We start from the raw sequence: 19,212 nt of genomic DNA, 5'->3' as shown, positions 1-19,212 counted from the left end.
GCAATTTCACCGGTGGCGGTGTTGACCACCAGCCTGGGGCTGCCCAGGTGGTCGGTGATGATTCGGTAGGTGGTGCCGTTTTTGCTTATGTAGTCCGGCACATTGGCTCGGCTGGCATAGATAAAGCGGCTGACGATCTGGCCGGTGCCGTCGAGTTCGGCCACCGGGTTGAGCTGGTCCTGGTAGAGGAAGCCCTGGACCAGGGCGCCGTCGATCTTTTTGCCGATCCGGCGGTTGCTGCCGTCGATGATGTACTCGATTTTGCGGCCGTCGGGCAGATCCACGGCTTTAAGATTGCCGAGGAGATCATAGGTGTAATTAGTAACCTGAGCGCCTTGGGTTTTCTTGAGCAGTTCGCCGTTGGCGGTGTACTGGTAAGCGGTGTTGCCGTAGGCGGTCATCCGATCCTGGGCGTCGTAGCTGCCGGTGCTGGTGGCGCCGCCGGCGCTGTGCTGCAGGCGGTTGCCGTTGTCATCGTAAGTGTAGGTGGCGGCGGTGGTGCCGTTTTTGCTTACCCGGACCAGGCGGCCGGCCTGGTCGTAGTGATAGCCGTAATGGGTGGTAATTCCGGCGATGGTTTCGGTTTTTTCGCTGATCCGGCCGCGCTGGTCCCGGCTGAAGCTGGTGCTGAACAGTTCGGTGGCCTCGTGGGCGGCGGTGAAGGCGGTTATTTCACCAAAACCGTTGTAGGCTTGGGTGGTGGCTACCCCGGCCAGGCCGGTGCCGGTGAGAAAGCCGTTGGCGGGGTCGCGCTCCAGGGTGAGGCCGCCCGCCTGGATGGGCAGGCCGTCGCTGTCGTAGCCGTAGGTGATGCCCTGGCCGTTTACGTTCAGGGACTGGATCTGGAAGTTATTATCGTAGCCCCGGGCCACACTGCCGTTGATCTCGCCGGACCAGGACTGGGTCAGCGGCAGGAAGCCGTCGTAAGTGAAGGCCAGGGTGTTGTTCTCCGGGGTGGCGATGTTGTTGAGCCGGCCGGTCGCGGGGTGGTATGCGTAATCGATCCGGCCTTGGGGCAGTTCGAGATAAGCAAGCTTGCCGCAGCAGCCTGAATAGCCAAGCTCCAGGGTCTGGCCGTCGGGCCGGGTGATTTGGGTCAGCTCGCCGTCGAGGTTGTAAGCGTAACGGGTGGCAGCGGGTTGCGCCCCTGCCTCCGGCGGCAGGTACTCCTCCTGCCGGTCGGTGGCGGTGTAGCGGAAGAGATGGGGGCTGCGGCCCGGCGGGGTGATGGAGGTGAGATTGCCGTTGGGGTCATAGCCGTAGCGAATCTCCCGGCCGTCGGCCAGCTCCTGCCGGATGACCCGGCCCGCCAAGTCGTACTCGTAGGCAGCCAGGGCGCCCAGCCCATCGCTAATGGCGGCGGGATAGCCCTGGCTGTTGTAGGTGAAGTCCAGGTAGCGCCCCTGGGCGCCATCCCCTTGAGCGATGGAACTCAACCGCCCCCGGAGGTCGTAATGGTAGCCCACCTCCAGGAGACCGGCCGGCCGGCTTTGGCTGATCCGACCGTTGGCATCGAGTACCAGCGAACTGGTCCGGCCGGCGGGGGTGGTCATGGTCATGGTGCGGTCCGCGGCCAGGTAGAGGCTGGTGAGGGTGCGGCCGTTGATGTTGACGGTGTCGGCGAGGCTTACCAGGCTGAAGGGGTCGTTTGGGTCCTCCAGGTTTGCCGCCTGTTCGGTGGTGATCGTGGATTTCAGGCCGGAAGGCAGGGTCGTGATTGCCGATTCAAGCACCGGCGCGCTCATCCCCACTCGGGGGTCCGGGCCTTTGCGCAGGGCGCGCACGGTGCCGTCGGCGGCATTGGCCAATTCGGTAATGGCGGTCGGGGTGGTGGTGATCTGCCGGGTGGAGACGGCGCCGTCGGGGGTGGTGGAGGTTCGCAGCAGCTTTGTCTCTTCCAGGCGCTCGACCGCAAAGCTCCAGGTTCGGCCCTCGGCGCTGGTCATGCGACCGCTGGTGCCGTTGTCGGTTTTGGTGCGGGTGATGGTCCAGCCGCCGCCGGCGGGATCGCTGGTATGGGTAAGCCGGCCGGCGGGGTTGTAATTGTAGGTGTACTCCGCGCCGGTCGGTTTGCTGACCTTGGTCAGAAGCCCGTCCGGGGTGTGGGTCAGGTGATAGGCTTCGCCAGCGGGGTTGGTGACCGAGGCGAGGTAGCCGTTGGCGTCCAGTGTCAATTCGGTGCGCTGACCATCGGGGGCGATGATGGCGGTGAGGTCGCCGCTGTTGTTGCGTTCGATAATGGTGGCGTTGCCGTCGCCATCTTCCAGGCGGACAAGGGAGCCCTTTTCGTCATAGAAAAAGGCCCGGCGCAGGGCGTCGGTCAGGCTGTCCAGCGTTCGCAGGTGGCGGCCATAAATTGCTAAAATGTGGTACTCATTATGATCCGCGGAAGGTACCAGAAATTCGCCCGCAGCCAAAGTTTTAATGTGTTGTTCCACTCGGTGGATGTTGTGGCCATAGGAGCTGGTGGCAGGGCCACCAAAATATTGATAATAAAAGTCTGCGATATAAAGGCCGCCGTCGGGACCGATCGTAAGAGCCTTTGGCCCAGTAAGCCACGCCTCGGTGGCCGGAACGCCGTCGCCGTAGTAACTACTACTGCCGCCCCCCGCCACGGTTGTGATGATACCGTCCGGTCCCACCCGGCGGATACGTTTGTTCCCTGAGTCAGCGATATAAAGTCTGCCGTCGTAGCCGAACGTAACACCCCTTGGGCTATAAAGGCGCGCCTCGGTGGCCGGACCGCCGTCGCCACTGTAACCATAATAACCGCCGGCACCGGCTACGGTGGTGATGATGCCGTCCGGTCCCACTCGGCGGATGCGGTGGTTCCCTGAGTCAGCAATATAAAGGCTGCCGTCCGGGCCGACTGTAACATCCGATGGGGAAAAAAGTCGCGCCTCGGTGGCCGGGCCGCCGTCACCGCTGTAACCAGAACCGCCGGCACCGGCTACGGTGGTAATAATGCCGTCCGGTCCAACCCGGCGGATGCGGTGGTTGGATGAGTCAACGATATAAAGGCTGCCGTCGAGGCTTAACGTAACACCCCTTGGGTGATTAAGCCGCGCCTCGTTGGCCGGGCCGCCGTCGCCGCTGTAACCCCCGTTCGACCAACCGGTCGGGCCGGAACCGGCCACAGTGATGATGATACCGTCCGGTCCCACTCGGCGGATGCGGTGGTTCTCTGAGTCAGCAATATAAAGGCTGCCGTCCGGGCCGGACGTAACACCCCTTGGGTGATTAAACCGCGCCTCGGTGGCCGGGCCACCGTCGCCGCTGTACGCCCCTCGGTTTCTTACACCAGGGAAACCGGCCACAGTGGTGATAATACCGTCCGATCCCACTCGGCGGATGCGATGGTTCCCTGAGTCAGCAATATAAAGGCTGCCATCCGGGCCGACGGTAACATCCGATGGGGAAAAAAGCCGCGCCTCGGTGGCCGGGCCGCCGTCGCCGCTGTAGCCATGACTGCCGGAACCGGCCACGGTGGTTATGATACCACCAAGTCTTGCGGAGCTTTGCCGGGTGCCGTCGCCCCGGTAGAGGGTTTTATCTAAATGACTGTAAAAATGATGCCGGTCGAGGGACCAGCGACCTATTCCACTGATGTCGACAATAGACCCGATTACCGTAACAGTATGCATCCTGGAAAAATCCAAAACCGAGGCCCCACGGGAGCCGCCGATGGCCGCGCCCCCGGCCTGGCCAAAAGCGGCGGCAAATCTGGAGGATTCAAGATATACCACCGGATAGACAAAGCGCAGGTGGTAGGTGAGCTTGACATCGCCCTGCACCGGCCGGCCGTAGCCGTCCTTGCCGTCCCAGGTGAAGGTGGTGCGCTGGTTGGGCAGAGGGGCGAAGCTGGCGCGGTGGACCTGGCCCGCCACCCGGATTTCAAGCTCGATACGCCTAAGCGAGCCAGTCACCGAGGAGCCGCTCAAGGGGATTTCGATGGTACGTCCTCCAGCATAGCCGGGTACCCGGTCGGAGCGGTAGTTGAGGGTGTAAGGCGTGCCGGCGATCGGAATCGATTCGCCCAGCACCTGGCTTTCAGCCTCGATAACGCAGCCCCGGCACTCGGTGGGGTCGTCGGGCTTGTCCCGATCCTCCGGTCGCGGGGGATCGTAGGGGGGCGGCTCGGCATCCGGCGGCGGGCCGTAAGGCCAGTTGCAATCCCAGGGGGTAAAGTGAGAGATCGGCACCCGCCAGAGGCTTTTGCCGGGTTCATACAGTTCGGCCAGGTTTTGCCGCTCCTCTTCGGTAACTCCCAGTTCGGCCAGGGCCTCGGCGCTGGCTGTCTGGCCGTCGCCGGAGATATCCAGCTCGGCCAGGCCGTTGCTGATGCCGACCACCTTTACCACCCGGCCGTTTTCCGACGGCACCCAGACGCCGCGGACCCGGTCGTAGTAGCCGGTGGGGACGATCCCCCCCACCGGGAAATCGATGAAGTTGTCCAGGTAGAAGGTGACCGGCCGGCTGAAGCGCACTTCGGTGGCGCCGGCGGCCATCGCTTCGTCAACGCTCAACTCGACGCAGTAGGTGTAGGCGATGTTGGCCGGCAGGACGGCCGGCATCGCTTCCGGGCCGTTGTCGCCCACGGTGTATTCGGTGGCCCTTACGCTGATGGTGGTAAGCGGCTGGGTGGAGCCGTCGGGCAGGACCATTTCGGCGGTGGTGCCGGGGGCGAAAAGCAGGGTGGCCTGGCGGCTGCCGTCCTCGTCCTCCACCTCGTTGCCCTGGGCCACCTGGATGGTTTCGGCCGCCGCCAGGTCGATAACCGTAACCCTGCTGTCCAGCGGGATCATGACCACGTCGGCAGCCCAGGCGTAATCCCGCCAGGGGGCCTGGACTTGGCGCTGCACTGGCAGATAGCCTTCCTTTTCATAGTTGACGGTGACCAGGCCGCCGCCGTTGACCGCCAGGTCGAACAGGCCGTCGGTCCGGCTCAGGGTCTGGCCGAATTCGGGGTGGTTGAGGATGGTGACGGTTACCCCGGCAAGGGGAACATTATTGCGGTCCAGCACCTTGCCGCGCAGAACCGCCACCCTCCGGGCCTCGATGGTTTCCGGCTCGACTCCGGTCTGGACCGGGTTGGGGCCGGAGTAGAGAAACTCGGTGGCGGCGGCGATGTCGGTGGCCTCGGTGGGGTTCAGCGGCGGCGCCACCTCGGCCGGGTCGGGCGGCCCCTTGGGCGTGTAATTTACCGTGATGGCGCTTGAGGCGGTATAGCCGCCCTGGTCTTGGACCACGGCGGTAATGCTGTTTTCCCCGGGCGCGAGCACGATCTCGGCGGTGAACATTCCGTTTTCGTAAACGGCGGCCACCTCGTTTACCATCACCGAAGTGATGGGATAGCCGGACAGGGCGGTGCCGCTTACCGTCAGACCGGCGGCGTCCACCTCGCTCTGATCGGCGGGGCTGATAATATTTACCTTGATGACGTTGCGAACCTCGAAAATTATCGGGTTGCTGCTGCCGCCGACCGGTTCCGGGTTTACCACCCGAAAGAGATACTGGCCGGGCCGGTTCCTTACCTCGTCGGGCAGGTCGACCTCCAGGGCGCGGTGGTTGATGAAGCGAAAGGGAAGCTGCAGGATGATGCCGTCCTTTTCCACCAGCACCTCGGCGCTTTTAAGAAAGCGGTGGCCGACAAGGGTGACGGTTTTGGGCACGCTGAAGAGATCGGCCGAAGCCGGAGCGACCTCCTGGAGGATGGGAACCGGGTTGTCGAGCTGGATCAGGGAGAGGCTGTTGGCCGAGGCGTCGACCACGGCTGCCCGGTTGCTGTAGGGCGAAACGGCCAGAGCCGCGGCCCGGTGTTTTACCGGGTAGGTTTTGACGATCTCGCCGGTGGCAAGGTCCACCGCCAGCAGCAGGTTGTTCAGCCTTGAGAGAACCAGGGCCTGGCCGGTTACCCGGCTTGTGGCCACATCCACCGGCCGGTGTTCCAGGGGAATATGGCGGAATTCCCAGGTGGCAAGATCGATGACGGTGAGACTTGAGCTGCGCTCATTGGCCACCACGGCGAGATGGGTATCGGGGTCGATATCCACCGCCACCGGGCCGCGGCCCACTTCCACCTTTTTGATGACCTGGCGGCTGTCGAGGTCGATGATCGCAACCGTGTCGCGGGCCGGACTGACATGATCGACCACCACGGCATAATTCAGGCCCGGGTCTACGGCGATGGCTATGGGCAGCCGGTCCACCTGGATGGCCGCATCCTCGCGGCCGTGATAGAGGTCGAGCGCGGAAACGGTGCCGTCCTGGCGGTTGACCACCACCCCCCGGTTCCGGGTGGAATCCACCGCCACCGCCTGGGGACGGCCGCCTACCTTGATCGCATAGAGTTCGCGGAAAAAGGCGAGATCAATAACCGAGACGTTTTTGTCCTTGCTGTTGCTGACCAGCCCGGTGTTGGCGGCTTCATTGACGGCCACCCCTTTGGGGGCGCGGCCGACGGGGATGTTGACCCTTTCCTCAAGGCGGTCAAGATTGAGCAGGGTAACCCGGTCGTCCTTCTCGTGGGAGATGATCGCTATCTCGGAATCGGGATGGATAGCGATGGCGGTCGGTTCGGAATCCAATGCCAGGTCGGGCGCCGGATGGAGGACGCCGGCAAAAAGCAGCAGCAACGGCAGCAGCAGCAACGGGTAGACCCAGACCTTTTGCCAAACATAATCCCTCTTCGCTCCCATCTTCCCCTCCCCTCTTTTTGCTGAGCAACCAGCTAAGATATCGTTTTTTATCCACTGTCTCGGAAAAAGCGGCAGCGGATGCTAGTAACGAAAATCCTGACTTAAAAAAGGAAATAATTAAGGCTCTGTAGCGACTGTGGGTCAGGTTGTCAATGGAAAATTTTTTATCTCTCTTCTGAAATACGGAAGGCCAGGCCGGAAGCTCGCGTCACCCGGCCGCTTACCGCCCCGGCAATGATTGTTTCCGGGGCGAAGAGATGGACCTGGCTGCGGGCGCGGGAGACGGCGGTGTAGAGCAGTTCCCGGGTCAGGATCGGCGACGGTTCGCGGGGCAGCACCACCGCCACCCGCTTGAATTCGGAACCCTGGCTTTTGTGGATGGTCATGGCGAAAGCGGTTTCATGGCCGGGCAGGCGGCCCGGCAGCAGCGAGCGGATCCGGCCGCCGCTCGCCGGGAAGAAGGCCCGCAGCTCGCCGCCCTCGTCGGGATCATCCCAGATCACCCCGAGATCGCCGTTGAACAGTTGCTGGGAGTAATCGTTGACCCTGATCATAATAGGCCGCCCCTTATACCACGGGCCGTCAGGGCGCAGGCAGCCGGCGGCCGCCAGCAGGTCGCGGCAAAAACGGTTCAGGTTTTCAACCCCCTCCCGGCCCCGGCGATGGGCGCAAAGCAGGCGGAATTCCGCCAGCAGTTCCAGGGCCTCTTCCGCTGTTTTTGCCGTCAGGTACGGCTTGAAACCGTCGACCACCAGGGATTTGAAGACGGGATTCCGTTCCGGCGGCGGGAGATCGTGGCAGCTGATCTCCCCGGTCCGGTCCCGGCGCAGGACGGTCAGCACCCTCTCCGGCTCACCGCTCCTGATCGCTCCGGTCAGCGCCCCGATTCCCCGGTCGGGGTCGAAACGGAAGCCCCGCTCCAGATTGACCACGCAGCCGCTCAGCGGCGAACTCTCTTTGTCCTTGCCGGAAGCGGCCTGGCAGATGTCACCCAGAATGGAGCCGGCCTCCACCGAGGCCAACTGGTCTTTGTCTCCCAGCAGGATCAGCCGGGCGTCGGCCGGCACCGCCGCAAAGAGTTTGCTCATCAGGGCGATATCGACCATCGAGGCCTCATCCACCACCACCAGGTCGGCAGCCAGAGGGTTGTCGGCCCGATAACGAAAAACGGTGGGACTCTGCCGCTGAAAGCCCAGAGCCCGATGGATGGTTTTTGCAACTGTCGGGTCGGCGCCTGCACTTAAATCATCGCCGCTTTTTATATGTACCGTTTCGGTCAGGCGGGCCGCCGCTTTGCCGGTGGGGGCCAACAGCAGGGTTCGGGGCGGGGCCGACCCTTTTCCGGCGTGCAGCAGCCGGAGCAGGTTCAGAATGAAGAAGATGATCGTGGTCTTGCCGGTGCCGGGGCCGCCGGAGATAACGGTCAGTCTTTGATTTGCGGCGTTAAGCACCGCTTTCTGCTGGTCCGGGTCCAGAGAGATGCCGGCGGCGGCGGTCAGAGCCTGCAAAAGCGGAACCGGATCCCGGCCGGCAGGCGCAATCACCGGCTGGGAGGCCCGGTTGAGGATGGAAGCGGCCAGTTCACTTTCATATTGCCGGTAGCACCAAAGGTACAGCCGGTTGTATTCCAGCACCAGCGGCGTTGGCTCGGCCGGGGAGTCCTCCTCTTCGCCACGGTCCGGAACGGTCACCAGTGGCGAACGGGCCAGTTCGGCCCGCAGCTCTTCCGGAGTTGGAAAAATAAAAGAAGCTTATGCTGCCAGGCCCGGCAGCACCCGGGCGCACAATTCGTTGAGTTCAATGCAGACATGCCCCTGGTCGATGGCCGCCCGGGCCAGGGCTCCGGCCAGCAGCACCGCCGGCGAGGCTTGGGGGTCAAGGCGGCGCAACAGCCCGACCCAGTGCCGGTCAAACTCCCCCAGCACCTCCTCCCGGACCCAGCAGGCCAACAACCGGTCCATCGCTACTGTTTGCCGGCCAGTTTGGATTTCAACAGATCCCCCAGGGTGCCCATGGAACCGCTGGATTTTTTCCCTGCATACTCCTGGAAATCCTGCCGGTTGTCGTCATCCGCCCCGGTTTTGCCGTCAGCTTTGCCTTTCTTGCCCGGTTTTAGGTGATAGGTGAGATAGGAGTTAGGGTGCTGCTTTTATCGACCCTGGCAAAAAAAACGGGGCATCAGTGAATACCCCGTGCAACTTGCCCCTCAAAAGCCGACACTTTTTTGAATAACGGCTGCCGACCGGCATGTCAAAGAAAAAATCCACCCCCAAAACAGCCTGAATTTGGAAGATGCCCGCATTTTGCACCAGTGAGCGGCAAAAAAACATGCACTACCCCAGCCGCCTGAATCCTTGCGCAAAAAAGTTATCGTCAGAAATTGTGGGCGGCTTCCAACGGGCAGCTTAAGAAAGGCTTAGCAACCGACTTGCTGCTGGCGGAAGACCCGGCTGCGGAAAAAGTCGATCAGGCCCTGGCGCCGACCGGCGATCCGCTGCTGCTCGGGGACCAGGTCGGAGGATTCGGCCCGGGCTATGGACATTTTGTATTCGATGTGGGGGGCAAAACGGTTATCCAGATACCAGGCGTAGGTCAGACCGAAAAGCAGGCCCGGGGGGGTGAAACCCTCCTGGCTGTTGAGCAGCCGGGTAAACAGCAGGGGGTTGGCGGCTGAAGGGCGCATCCGGGCCAGGCGCAAATACTCGGCCAGCTCCTGGCCGGTGAAAAACGAGTGGCGGGCGGGCTCCTCCCGCATGGTCAGGCTGAAAATATAGCCCACGGTTTCCCGCTTGAAAACCACCGGAGTCTTCTCCTTGACGGCGGCATAGTTACCCAGCAGCGACTGACCCAGGGCCACCAGAAAGGCGATCTCAAAGCGTGGTCCCGGGCCGGCGCCGGGCGCGGCCGGCTGGGCCACATCGGCCCGAATCTTGATCATCCGGTCCTGGGGATCGTAGAAAGAGAAGACGTTGTCCCACTCCTGGCAACGACTCCAGTCCGCCACCGAAATAAGCCTGAGCCCGGCGACCTGAGCCAGGTGCTCCAACCTGATATCCCGATGGTTCCATAGAATGTTGGCCACCACCGGGCGCCAGGTCTCGGTCAGATCGAGTTCGACCAGCCGAGCCTCCAGTTCGGCCAACCGCCGATCGGGGGTCTGACGCTGGGGGTTGACCAAAGCCAGGATTTCCCCTTGCGGCTCGCCCTCTTCTTCGCCCTGACCGTCGGCTGCGGGGTCACGCAGGGCCCACAGCACCCGCGCGGCACAAGCCACCGCCGCCGGATCATGCTGGATCACTCCCCGTCCATCCAAGGTGTGCTGGGAAGCAATGGCCGCCTCCAGAGGCGTCAGGCCCAAGGCCTGAACCTGCTCCCGGTCCAGGTAGATCGGGATCTTGTTTTCCAGGGCGTAACTTTGCAGAATGCTGCCGGGGATCTCCCGCATCCCCACCACCAGCACCTGGCGGAAGAGGCCGGCAAAACCACCGGGAATATTGCGGCGGTAGGCCCGCAGCAGATCGGAGACATGGAAACGACGCTCCCGTTCGCCCCGCACCAGATCGGTTTCCCCGGCCTGAACCCAGAGGTTGGCCAGCAGCACCTTGAGCGCCCGCCGGTTTTGCCGCACCGCCGCCGCCAGGCCCGGAAGCTGCAGGATCGGAATAATACTGGTGAAAAGGCTGCCGGGGGCAAAAAGAATTATATCGGCCTCCGCCACCGCCGCCAGCAGTTCCGGAGCCACCTCGGGAGGATGGGCAAACTCGACAAAAACCCGATCCACCGGGCAACGGCGGCGGGCGGTGGCCGACTTGCTCTCCCCGCTGACCAGCACCCCGTTTTCATAGAGAATTTTCAGGGAAGCCGGGGTGGTGGTGCAGGGCAGGACCGCCTCGGGCGAGGCTCCCAGCAGGTCGGCCAGGAAGCGCAACCCCTGCCGAATGGCGGCCGGCGGCGGGGCCACCGGCTCGGCACTCCACGGCTGCACCCCGGGTTGACGGTAGATGGCGGCCACCAGCAGCAGGTTACCCAGACAGTGGGGACGCTGCCCCAGGCGCCGCAACCCCCCGTGCTCAAAGAGCTCCGCGATCAGCCCCCCCAGTGAGCGGGCCATGAAAGGGGGCAAGAGGGCCAAATCCACCCCGCACTGGGCCAGCAGGGTCGCGCCATCGACGGGCAAGCGCGGAAAACGGAAATTAAACAGCCGGTGGAGCCGCCCGACCACCTGAGTGGCTTCACTCTCGTTGAGCTCATACTGTTTGGTCAACTTATCCAGCCGAATCGAGGAGAGCAGCACGTGACGGAGATCACCGACGGCGATCAGGGGCAGATCCTTGAGCAACTCCCCGGTGGAGCCACCGTCATCGGTGACACAGACCACCGCGCTGGTCCGGGGGAAAAGCGCCTTCAAGCCGGCAAAAGGGTTCTCGGGCCAGCGGGGATGGCGGCTGTCCCCCCCAATAATATTGGACAATCCGGTGCCGCCCCCAAAAACCAGCACCCGGGCCTGGGAGGTATCCACCCCCTCCAGGGCGGCAGCCAGCTCGGCCAAGCCTTCGGTGATCGGGGCCGGTCCGGCCGGCGGCCCATTGAGGGCCAGGGCCAGCAGCTTTTCCGTGGTACCCTGATAGGGCAGCAGATCCAAAGGCCGAAAACAGCCCGCCTGCAATGCCCCCAGGGTTGCCTGTAATCTTTCGCTCTCGGCAGCCACTTGCGCTTCGTTGGTCGGCAAGGTGGGCTACAGTCCGGTGGCCCGCATCTGGTCACGGACGATGGTCTCCGACTCGGCCAGGGCCGCCCGCTCTTCCTTGGTGAGGGGAAATTCGATAATCCGCTCCACCCCGGCGGAGCCCACCACCACCGGTACCCCCAGAAAACAGCCGGAGATGCCGAACTCCCCCTCCAGCCAGGCGGCGCAGGGCAGCACCCGCTTGGCGTCGGTGAGAACCGCCTCGGCCATCTCGATGGCCGCCAGGCCCGGGGTGTAAAAGGCGCTGCCGGTTTTGAGATGGTTGACGATCTCCGCTCCGCCGTGCTGGGTCCGTTTAACGATCTCGGCAATGGTATCGGCATCCAGGAGATCGGCCACCGGCACCCCGCCCACATTGGCCAGCCGCACCAGGGGCAGCATGTTGTCGCCATGAATTCCCATCACCAAGGCGTTGACATCCCGGGGCGCCACTCCCAGGGCCTCGGCCAGAAAGGCGCGATAGCGGGCCGAATCCAACACCCCGGCCATGCCGATCACCCGCTGGCGGGGCAGACCGGAGATTTTGAAAGCGGTGTAAACCATGGCGTCGATGGGGTTGGTCACCACGATCAGCACGCAGTTGGGCGAATATTTAACCGCCTGCTCGGCGCAGCTCTTGACGATCTCGACATTCTTGGCCAGCAGGTCGTCCCGGCTCATCCCCGGCTTGCGGGCCAGGCCGGCGGTGATGATCACCACATCGGAATCAACCGAGTCGCGGTAATCGTTGCTGCCGATCACCCGGCGGTTGAAACCGTCCACCGGCCCGGCCTGGAGCAGATCCAGGGCCTTGCCCTGGGGAATGCCTTCCATCACATCCAGTAAAACCACGTCGGCAATATTGCGGCTCAAGGCCCAATGGGCGGCGGTGGCCCCCACGTTGCCGGCCCCGATAATCGTAACTTTTGGTCTTTTCATCCTTTCTTCCTCGTCTGGTTTGATATTCAGATTTTCTCCAACTCAACGCTGTTGCATCAGCTCCACCACCCGTTCGAGATCGCCGGGGGTATCAACCTCCACCGAATCATGCTCGGTCATCACCACCTTGATGGTGTAGCCATACTCCAGGGCCCGCAACTGCTCCAGCTTTTCAAAACGCTCCCACTCCCCCTCGGGCAGCCCGACGAAGGTGAGCAAAAAACCCTTGCGATAGGCGTAAAAACCCAGGTGTTTATAGTAGGTGGGGGTGCCTTCGCCGGGGTTGCGCTGAAAGGGGATGGAAGCCCGGGAGAAGTAAAGGGCCCGCCCCTGGCGGTCGAAAACGGTTTTGACGTGGTTGGGATCGTTGATCTCCTCGGGACGAACAATCCGATAGATCAGGGTGGACATGGGCAGGGCCGGATCCTCCAGCAGCGGCCCGGCCACCTGGGCCACCACCTCGGCGTCGAAAAGCGGCTGATCGCCCTGAATGTTGACCACCACGTCATGTTCGTCGATCTTCATAATGGTGGCGGCTTCGGCCAGGCGATCGGTCCCGGAAACGTGATCGGAGCGGGTCATCACCACCTCACCGCCGAAGGCGTTCACGCAATCGGCGATCCGCTGATCATCGGTGGCCACCGCCACCCGGGAGAGCAGCGGCACCGCCCGGGCCCGCTCATAGACGTGCTGGATCATCGGTTTGCCGAGAATTTTGGCTAAAGGTTTGCCCTCAAAGCGGTTGGAGTGGTAGCGGGCCGGAATGATGGCCACTACTTGGGCCTGTCTATTTTGTGCGGAATCCATTATTCTCCGATGGCCTCATTAATTAGTTGGTTCAATTCATGCGGAAGCAACAATGATCAGCCAGACCACAACCGCTGTCCCGGGCCTGGCGGTGGCGGCGGCAACTCCGGAACTGGCGGAACCGGCCCGGGAGTTGGCAAGCCGCCTGGGCCTGGTCCTGGTGGAAAATCCCTATCCCGAGCAGTTATCCGCCCTGCTCCTGCTTACCGAACAGCGTCTGGAGCTGCGCCAACTGGCCGCCGGCGCCCCCGGCCCGGTCTACGTCGAGCTGATCGGCGAAACCATGGGCTACCGACTCCGCCACGGCGGCGGCAAACAGGCGCTGGCCCGAGCCGTGGGCCTGAAGGGTCAATCCCGTCCCACCGTCATTGACGCCACCGCCGGGCTGGGGCGAGACGCCTTCATCCTGGCGGACCTGGGCTGCCGGGTCCACATGATCGAACGATCCCCGGCCATCCACGCCCTGCTGGCCGACGGCCTGAAGCGGGCGGCGGCGGCGGATCCCGCCATCGCCACCATGATCAACCAACGAATCCGCCTGCTGCTGGGCAATGCCATCGATCTCCTGGCCCAGCGCAGCTTTCCGGCCGCCGAGGTGATCTACCTGGACCCCATGTTTCCCGGCCGGGAGAAAAGCGCGCTGGTCAAAAAGGAGATGCGGCTTCTGCGCCTGGTGGCCGGCGAGGACCTCGACGCCGAGTTGCTGCTGGCCCGGGCCCTTACCAGGGCCCAGAGCCGGGTGGTGGTCAAACGCCCGCGCCTCGCCCCGCCCCTTTCCGGCCCGGTCCCGCCCAACTACTCATTGGCCGGCAAAAGCAGCCGCTTCGATATCTATCTGGTCCGGCCGGCTGATCACAGTGGCTGATCTACCGGCCGAGGTGGCTTTGAAATCAGCAGGCCGCCAGAATCGCCTTGCCGATCTGATCCAGCCGCTCATCGCTCAGCTTAACCGGTACCGGATAGACCAGCAGTCGATCCATGATCTCGGCCGATTGGGGTAGCGCCGCCGGATCGTAATGGACCCGGCGACGGCCGTCGGCTTCCTTGAAGGGCCAGCCGCTTTGGGCCAGGGTGGAGCCGGCCAGCAGATGCTCCCACTTGGGGTAATAGTGCCAGGTGTTGTTGGCGAAATAGACCGCGCCCGCTCCATGCTGGCCCAAGATACCGTTAACCCGCCTGGTTGTGGCGGCATCGGGCAGAAAGAAGGCCAGGAAGGAGGCGTTGTCGCCGGCGGGATCGAGGATGGTGCGGAAGGAGACCCCCGGCAGCGCGGCCACCATTTTACGCAGGGCGGCCTTGTTACGGCGCTGGGCCGCCACGATCTCGTCAAGCTTGGCCAGTTGAGCCAGGCCGATGGCCCCCTGCAGCTCCATCATCCGGAAGTTGAAGCCAACAAAGCTGCGCCCCTCGCCACCCCGACCTCCGGGATTGACCACATGATCATGGCCGTGGTCGTGGTATTCGCTCATCTTGCGCCACAAATCCTCATCATCGGTGATGATCATCCCCCCCTCGCCGGTGGTCATGGTTTTAACCGGATCAAAGGAGAAGGTTCCGCAAAGCCCGAAGGAGCCGCAGCGGCGACCATTCAGGGAGGCGCCCGCCGCCTGGGCCGTATCCTCCAGCACCGGGATGCCGTGGGCATCGGCGATTTTCTTGATCTCAGCGATCCGGGCCGGGGCCCCCATCATATGAACCGGAATAATCGCTTTGGTCCTTGGGGTTATCTTGCGCTCCAGGTCAACGGGGTCCAGATTGAGGGTTTCATCCACCTCGGCAAAAACCGGAATCGCTCCCACATCAAAGATCGCCTCCCAGGTGGCGACAAAGGTGAAACACTGGGTGATCACCTCATCACCGGGGCCCACCCCCATGGCGGTGAGGGCCACCTTGAGGGCGGCAGTGCCGGAGGTAACCGCCTGGGCGTGTTTCACCCCGCAGTAGCTGGCAAACTCCTCCTCAAACTGCCGGACCTTATAGATCCCGCGCCGTTCGTTGACAAACTCATACCGAAACAGCACCCCGGTGTCCAGAACCTCGGCGATCTGCTGTTTCTCCTCATCTCCAAAAATCTCAAAACCAGGCATAACTTCCTCCTATTCCCAGCCATGCATTGCATCTTCGTAGATCGACATCACCTCTTCCAGGATCGGCTTGCGGGGGTTGTTGGCCACCGGCCGGGTAACGGTCAGGGCGATCCGGGCCATCTCCGGAATATCCTCGCGGGGGATCTGCAGATCCGCCAGGGTTTTGGGAATCCCCACATCGTCGTTAAGGCGATAAACCGCTTCCACCGCCGCCTCACCCGCCTCCCGCAGGCTCATGGCGCTGGTATCGACACCGAACATCTCGGCCAGGGTGGCGAAGCGCTCCGGCGCCCCGATCAGATTGTAAGCCATAACATAGGGCAACAGGACCGCATTGGCCAGACCATGGGGGATCTGATGCATCCCGCCCAAGGGGTAGGCCATGGCATGCACCAGACCGACCCCGGCGGTGGCCAGGGCCTTGCCGGCCAGCAGACTGCCCATCATCATGGCGGAGCGGGCCTCCAGGTTATCCCCATTGGCGTACGCCTTGCCCAGATTGGCGGCGATCAGGTCGATCGCTTCCAGGGCGTACATGTCGGAGATCGGATGGGCCTGGGTGGAGACATAGGCCTCCAGGGCGTGGGTCAGGGCATCGATCCCGGTGGCGGCGGTGATATGGGAGGGAATGCTCAAGGTCAGAGCCGGATCGAGGACGGCGGCATCGGGATAGAGGGGATCTCCATTCATGCCCGCCTTGGAGCTGGTTTTCTCATTGATGAAAACGGCGGTAAAGGTAACTTCGGCCCCGGTACCCGCGGTGGTGGGCACCATGATCTTGGGCACCCCCGGCTTGCCGATCTTGCCCAGACCGATATAATCGACGGCCTTGCCGCCGTTGGTCAGCAGAATGGCCACCGCCTTGGCCACATCCATGGCCGAGCCGCCGCCAACGCCGACCACGCAGTCGCATTTGGCCTTCTTGGCCAGCTTGACTCCGTTGTCGGCCAGCTTCAGGCCCGGTTCAGGGTCAACCTTGTCGTAAATGGTATAGGGCACGGAGGCGGCTTCCAGAGGGGCGGTAATCCGGGGCAGCAACCCGGCCGCCACCACCCCCGGGTCAACCACCAGAAAAACCGTGGTGCCGCCAAGGTCACGCACCTGGGTGGCCAGATCGTTGATACTGTCCACGCCAAAATGGATCCGGGTGGGTTGGGTTACGGTAAAGGTTTTTCCTTGCATGGCAATATCCTTTTTCATTTAAAAAAGCCGGGATGGCTGTTAGTGTGCGCAGAACAGAAAACTCTACCGCAGCTTAAAACGGAATTCACGCAAAATATGCAGATCAGGATCAGCAGGTCGGAAAAAAAGAGGCAGGCCAACCGGGTTGAAGAGCTGGCCCACGAACTGGCAGGGCTCTCCCCCAACGAAATCAGCAATCTGCCCGCCGACGACTTTCTAAAGAAGGAGATCCTGGCCGCCCGCAGCATGAAGGGCGGGGCCCGCAAACGGCAAACCAAACATATCGCCGGGGAGCTGCGCCGTCGGGACACCTCCGAGCTGACCTCATATTTGGCGACCCGCAAGGGTTCACACCTCCAGGAGCAGGCGGATTTTCACGAACTGGAAATTCTGCGCCAGGCCATCATAACCGACGTCATCGCCTGTCAAGAGGAGGCCCGCGGCCTGGATCTCCCCCTGCCTCAGGAGTGGGAGAGCCCGGCCCTGGAAAAGGCCCTGGAACAGCTGCCCGAGCTAAGCGCCGCCGCCGTCCGTAACGCCGCCCACCGCTATGCCCGCAACCGCAAGATCGCCCACAGCCGCGAGATCTTCCGCCTGCTCAAAGCCGCCCAGGCCCGGCAGCGCTACCATGAACTCCAGGCAAAAATGCAGGAGCCGGAAAATCAACCGGAATAAACCGGCAAATCGACCACCATCGAGGTATAGCGGCCCGGCTCACTCTTCACCCGCATGAAGCCGTGGAAATTTTTTATCAGACCATGGCTGATACTTAACCCCAGCCCGGTCCCCTCCCCCGGCTTCTTGGTGGAGAAGAAGGGGGCGAAAATGGAATCGATCAGCTCCGGCAGAATCCCGACCCCCTGGTCGGTGAAGGTAAGCCGGACAAACTCCCGGCCCTCCAAAGCAACCACCTCCCCGCTGATCTCCAGGGTTTTACCACTGTCCTTGCCGGCATAACGCTGGTTAAGGGCATAGCGGGCATTACTGAGCAGATTGAGAAAAACCTGCTGCAGCTGACGATGGTTGGCCTTGATCGACGGGAGATCGGCGGGGACCCTGACGGTCAGGGTGATCCCGTCATTGAGCAGCTGATGCTCAATCAGGGCAACGGCGTCAGCCACCACCATCTGCAAATTGACCATCTCGCTTTTATCATCCTGCTGCCGGGCAAAGAAAAGCAGATTACGGACAATTTCGGCAATTCTTTCCCCTTCGGCGATAATCCGGGCCAGAATGTCCTGGTCCTCATCACCGCGCCCGCCCTGGTCCCAAAGGATCTGGGCGTAGTTAATAATGCCATTGATCGGATTGTTGATCTCGTGGGCCACCCCGGCGGCCAGCTCGCCGATGGAGGCCAGCTGGCCAGCCCGCATGGTTTCGGCGTGCCGGGCCTTCTCCTCGGTGATATCCCGCAGCAAAATCAACGCTTTGGCCTGGCCGTCCACATCCTTGAAGGGAGCGTAAAACTGCTCATAGTAACGATCATCGGACATCAGAATTTCGGTGCGCTGAATCTCGCTGGTTTCAATCGCCTCCAGCATACGGCAATTTTCACAGGGTTCATTCTGCTGGCGGTAGACCTCATAGCATTTCCTGCCGATCTGATCCCCGAAATGCTGACGTAACACGTCATTTTGGTATTCGATCAGGAAATTACGATTCAAAATGTGCATTCCCTGGCCCAGGGCCAACAGCATGCAGCGAAACTTGTCCCTTTCGGCCCGAATCACCTCTTCATTCTGTTTACGTTCGGTAATGTCTTCGAAACTCTCAATCCCGCCGATCACCTCCCCGGCCGTATTGCGCAACAGGTCGGCGTTCTTGGAGACCATCAGGGTGCGGCCATCCTTGCTCCGAATCAGACACTCCCGGCCCATGATCGGTTTTTTCATCCCGGGAGAGAAGAGGCCACAGCTGTTGGTGCAAGGCTGAAGGGCAAAAGCCCCGCAACGCTGGCCCAGAACCTCCTCCCGCTTATAGCCGGTAATCTCTTCGGCCTTGTTGTTCCAACTGGTAATTTGCTGCAGAAGATCAACGGTAAAGATCGCGCTGGGAATCACCCGATATACCAGCTCGGCCTGTTTTTTGGCCTCCAGCAACTGATCCTCGGCCCAGCGACGATCCTCGACCTCCTTCAGCAGAGCCGCGTTGATCGCTTCAAGATCGACGGTCCGTTCCGCCGCCCGCCGTTCCAGATCCACATTACCCTTTTGCAGAAGTTCCAGGGCTCGCTTACGCTCGGTGATATCACGCAGGATCTCCATGACGCCCAGGAACGTGCCATCTTCGGCTTGCAAGGGGGAGGAGGTCAGCTCATACAACTTGACTGAACCATCGGCGGCCTGGCGCTCATATTCGGCAGTTACCGGCCGTTTGGTTTGCAAAACCTCAGCCAGGGGGCAATTGCCGACGGCGGCATCACAGCTCTCGCCAAAACCAAAAATCAGACGGTAACAGTGGGGATGAGCCGCGCAGACGCGCTCTTGCCGTTGGCCGGCAAGCATAAGGGCCGCCCGATTGCACAACTGAATTTTGAAATCAGTATCGACCACCACAATGGGATCCGCCACCCCGTTGATAACCGCCTTCAAGAAACTATTCTCGCTGGTCAACCGCGGCTCATCCCCGGCCGGCGCTTTGTCCTGGCCTTTCCCAGCTGAACTCCTGGTCGCTTTCATCTGAATCACCCCTGACCGATAGCAGTCGCTGCCCCTCGCTTGGAGCCCAATGGCGATAAGCATACACCAAAAGACGGAAAAACATCCAGCTGAAT

General features: G+C 62.2%; 11 protein-coding genes. 2 read left to right on the top strand and 9 right to left on the bottom strand.

Going from position 1 to position 19,212, the window contains the following annotated elements; genetic code table 11:
• The 6 genes from ACHHRT_RS12920 to kdsB all read right to left on the bottom strand — a co-directional run.
• On the bottom strand, positions 1-6,698 hold a 6,698-nt coding region (locus tag ACHHRT_RS12920; RefSeq protein WP_395500189.1), incomplete at its 3' end, for an NHL domain-containing protein.
• A gap of 164 nt (positions 6,699-6,862) precedes the next feature.
• Complete coding sequence (recD, locus tag ACHHRT_RS12915) at positions 6,863-8,407, bottom strand: exodeoxyribonuclease V subunit alpha (RefSeq protein ID WP_395500190.1); 1,545 nt, start codon at positions 8,405-8,407, stop codon at positions 6,863-6,865.
• Positions 8,408-8,449: 42 nt separating this feature from the next.
• Positions 8,450-8,659, bottom strand: a complete 210-nt coding sequence (locus ACHHRT_RS12910) for a hypothetical protein (RefSeq protein WP_395500188.1) — start codon at positions 8,657-8,659, stop codon at positions 8,450-8,452.
• A gap of 455 nt (positions 8,660-9,114) precedes the next feature.
• Positions 9,115-11,427 carry a gluconeogenesis factor YvcK family protein gene (locus tag ACHHRT_RS12905; RefSeq protein ID WP_395500187.1) on the bottom strand — a complete coding sequence of 771 codons (2,313 nt, stop codon included), beginning with the start codon at positions 11,425-11,427 and terminating at the stop codon, positions 9,115-9,117.
• A 6-nt stretch (positions 11,428-11,433) separates the two neighbouring features.
• Positions 11,434-12,363, bottom strand: a complete 930-nt coding sequence (gene mdh / locus ACHHRT_RS12900) for a malate dehydrogenase (RefSeq protein ID WP_395500186.1) — start codon at positions 12,361-12,363, stop codon at positions 11,434-11,436.
• Positions 12,364-12,405: 42 nt separating this feature from the next.
• On the bottom strand, positions 12,406-13,170 hold the full coding sequence (gene kdsB, locus ACHHRT_RS12895) for a 3-deoxy-manno-octulosonate cytidylyltransferase (RefSeq protein ID WP_395500185.1): 765 nt from the start codon (positions 13,168-13,170) through the stop codon (positions 12,406-12,408).
• A 52-nt stretch (positions 13,171-13,222) separates the two neighbouring features.
• Between kdsB and ACHHRT_RS12890 the strand changes: the two genes are divergently transcribed.
• Positions 13,223-14,035, top strand: a complete 813-nt coding sequence (locus ACHHRT_RS12890) for a class I SAM-dependent methyltransferase (RefSeq protein WP_395500184.1) — start codon at positions 13,223-13,225, stop codon at positions 14,033-14,035.
• 25 nt (positions 14,036-14,060) lie between these two features.
• Here the strand turns inward: ACHHRT_RS12890 and ACHHRT_RS12885 are convergent, their stop codons facing one another.
• Positions 14,061-15,257 carry a DegT/DnrJ/EryC1/StrS family aminotransferase gene (locus tag ACHHRT_RS12885; protein WP_395500183.1) on the bottom strand — a complete coding sequence of 399 codons (1,197 nt, stop codon included), beginning with the start codon at positions 15,255-15,257 and terminating at the stop codon, positions 14,061-14,063.
• 9 nt (positions 15,258-15,266) lie between these two features.
• On the bottom strand, positions 15,267-16,457 hold the full coding sequence (locus tag ACHHRT_RS12880) for an iron-containing alcohol dehydrogenase (RefSeq protein ID WP_395500182.1): 1,191 nt from the start codon (positions 16,455-16,457) through the stop codon (positions 15,267-15,269).
• 78 nt (positions 16,458-16,535) lie between these two features.
• On the opposite strand from ACHHRT_RS12880, the gene yjgA reads away from it, so the two are divergent.
• Entirely contained in the window at positions 16,536-17,114 is a 579-nt protein-coding gene (gene yjgA / locus ACHHRT_RS12875) for a ribosome biogenesis factor YjgA (protein ID WP_395500181.1), read from the top strand.
• Here yjgA and ACHHRT_RS12870 read toward each other — a convergent pair.
• On the bottom strand, positions 17,102-19,117 hold the full coding sequence (locus ACHHRT_RS12870; protein WP_395500180.1) for a PAS domain-containing protein: 2,016 nt from the start codon (positions 19,115-19,117) through the stop codon (positions 17,102-17,104). The genes yjgA and ACHHRT_RS12870 overlap by 13 nt on opposite strands.
• Between the last annotated feature and the right edge of the window lie 95 nt (positions 19,118-19,212).

Origin of the sequence: Desulfurivibrio modestus (assembly GCF_044068625.1) — a bacterium.
In the GTDB taxonomy this organism is placed as follows: domain Bacteria; phylum Desulfobacterota; class Desulfobulbia; order Desulfobulbales; family Desulfurivibrionaceae; genus Desulfurivibrio.
The sequence above is the reverse complement of the archived record's forward strand: the minus strand, read 5'-3'. Positions and strand labels throughout refer to the sequence as shown.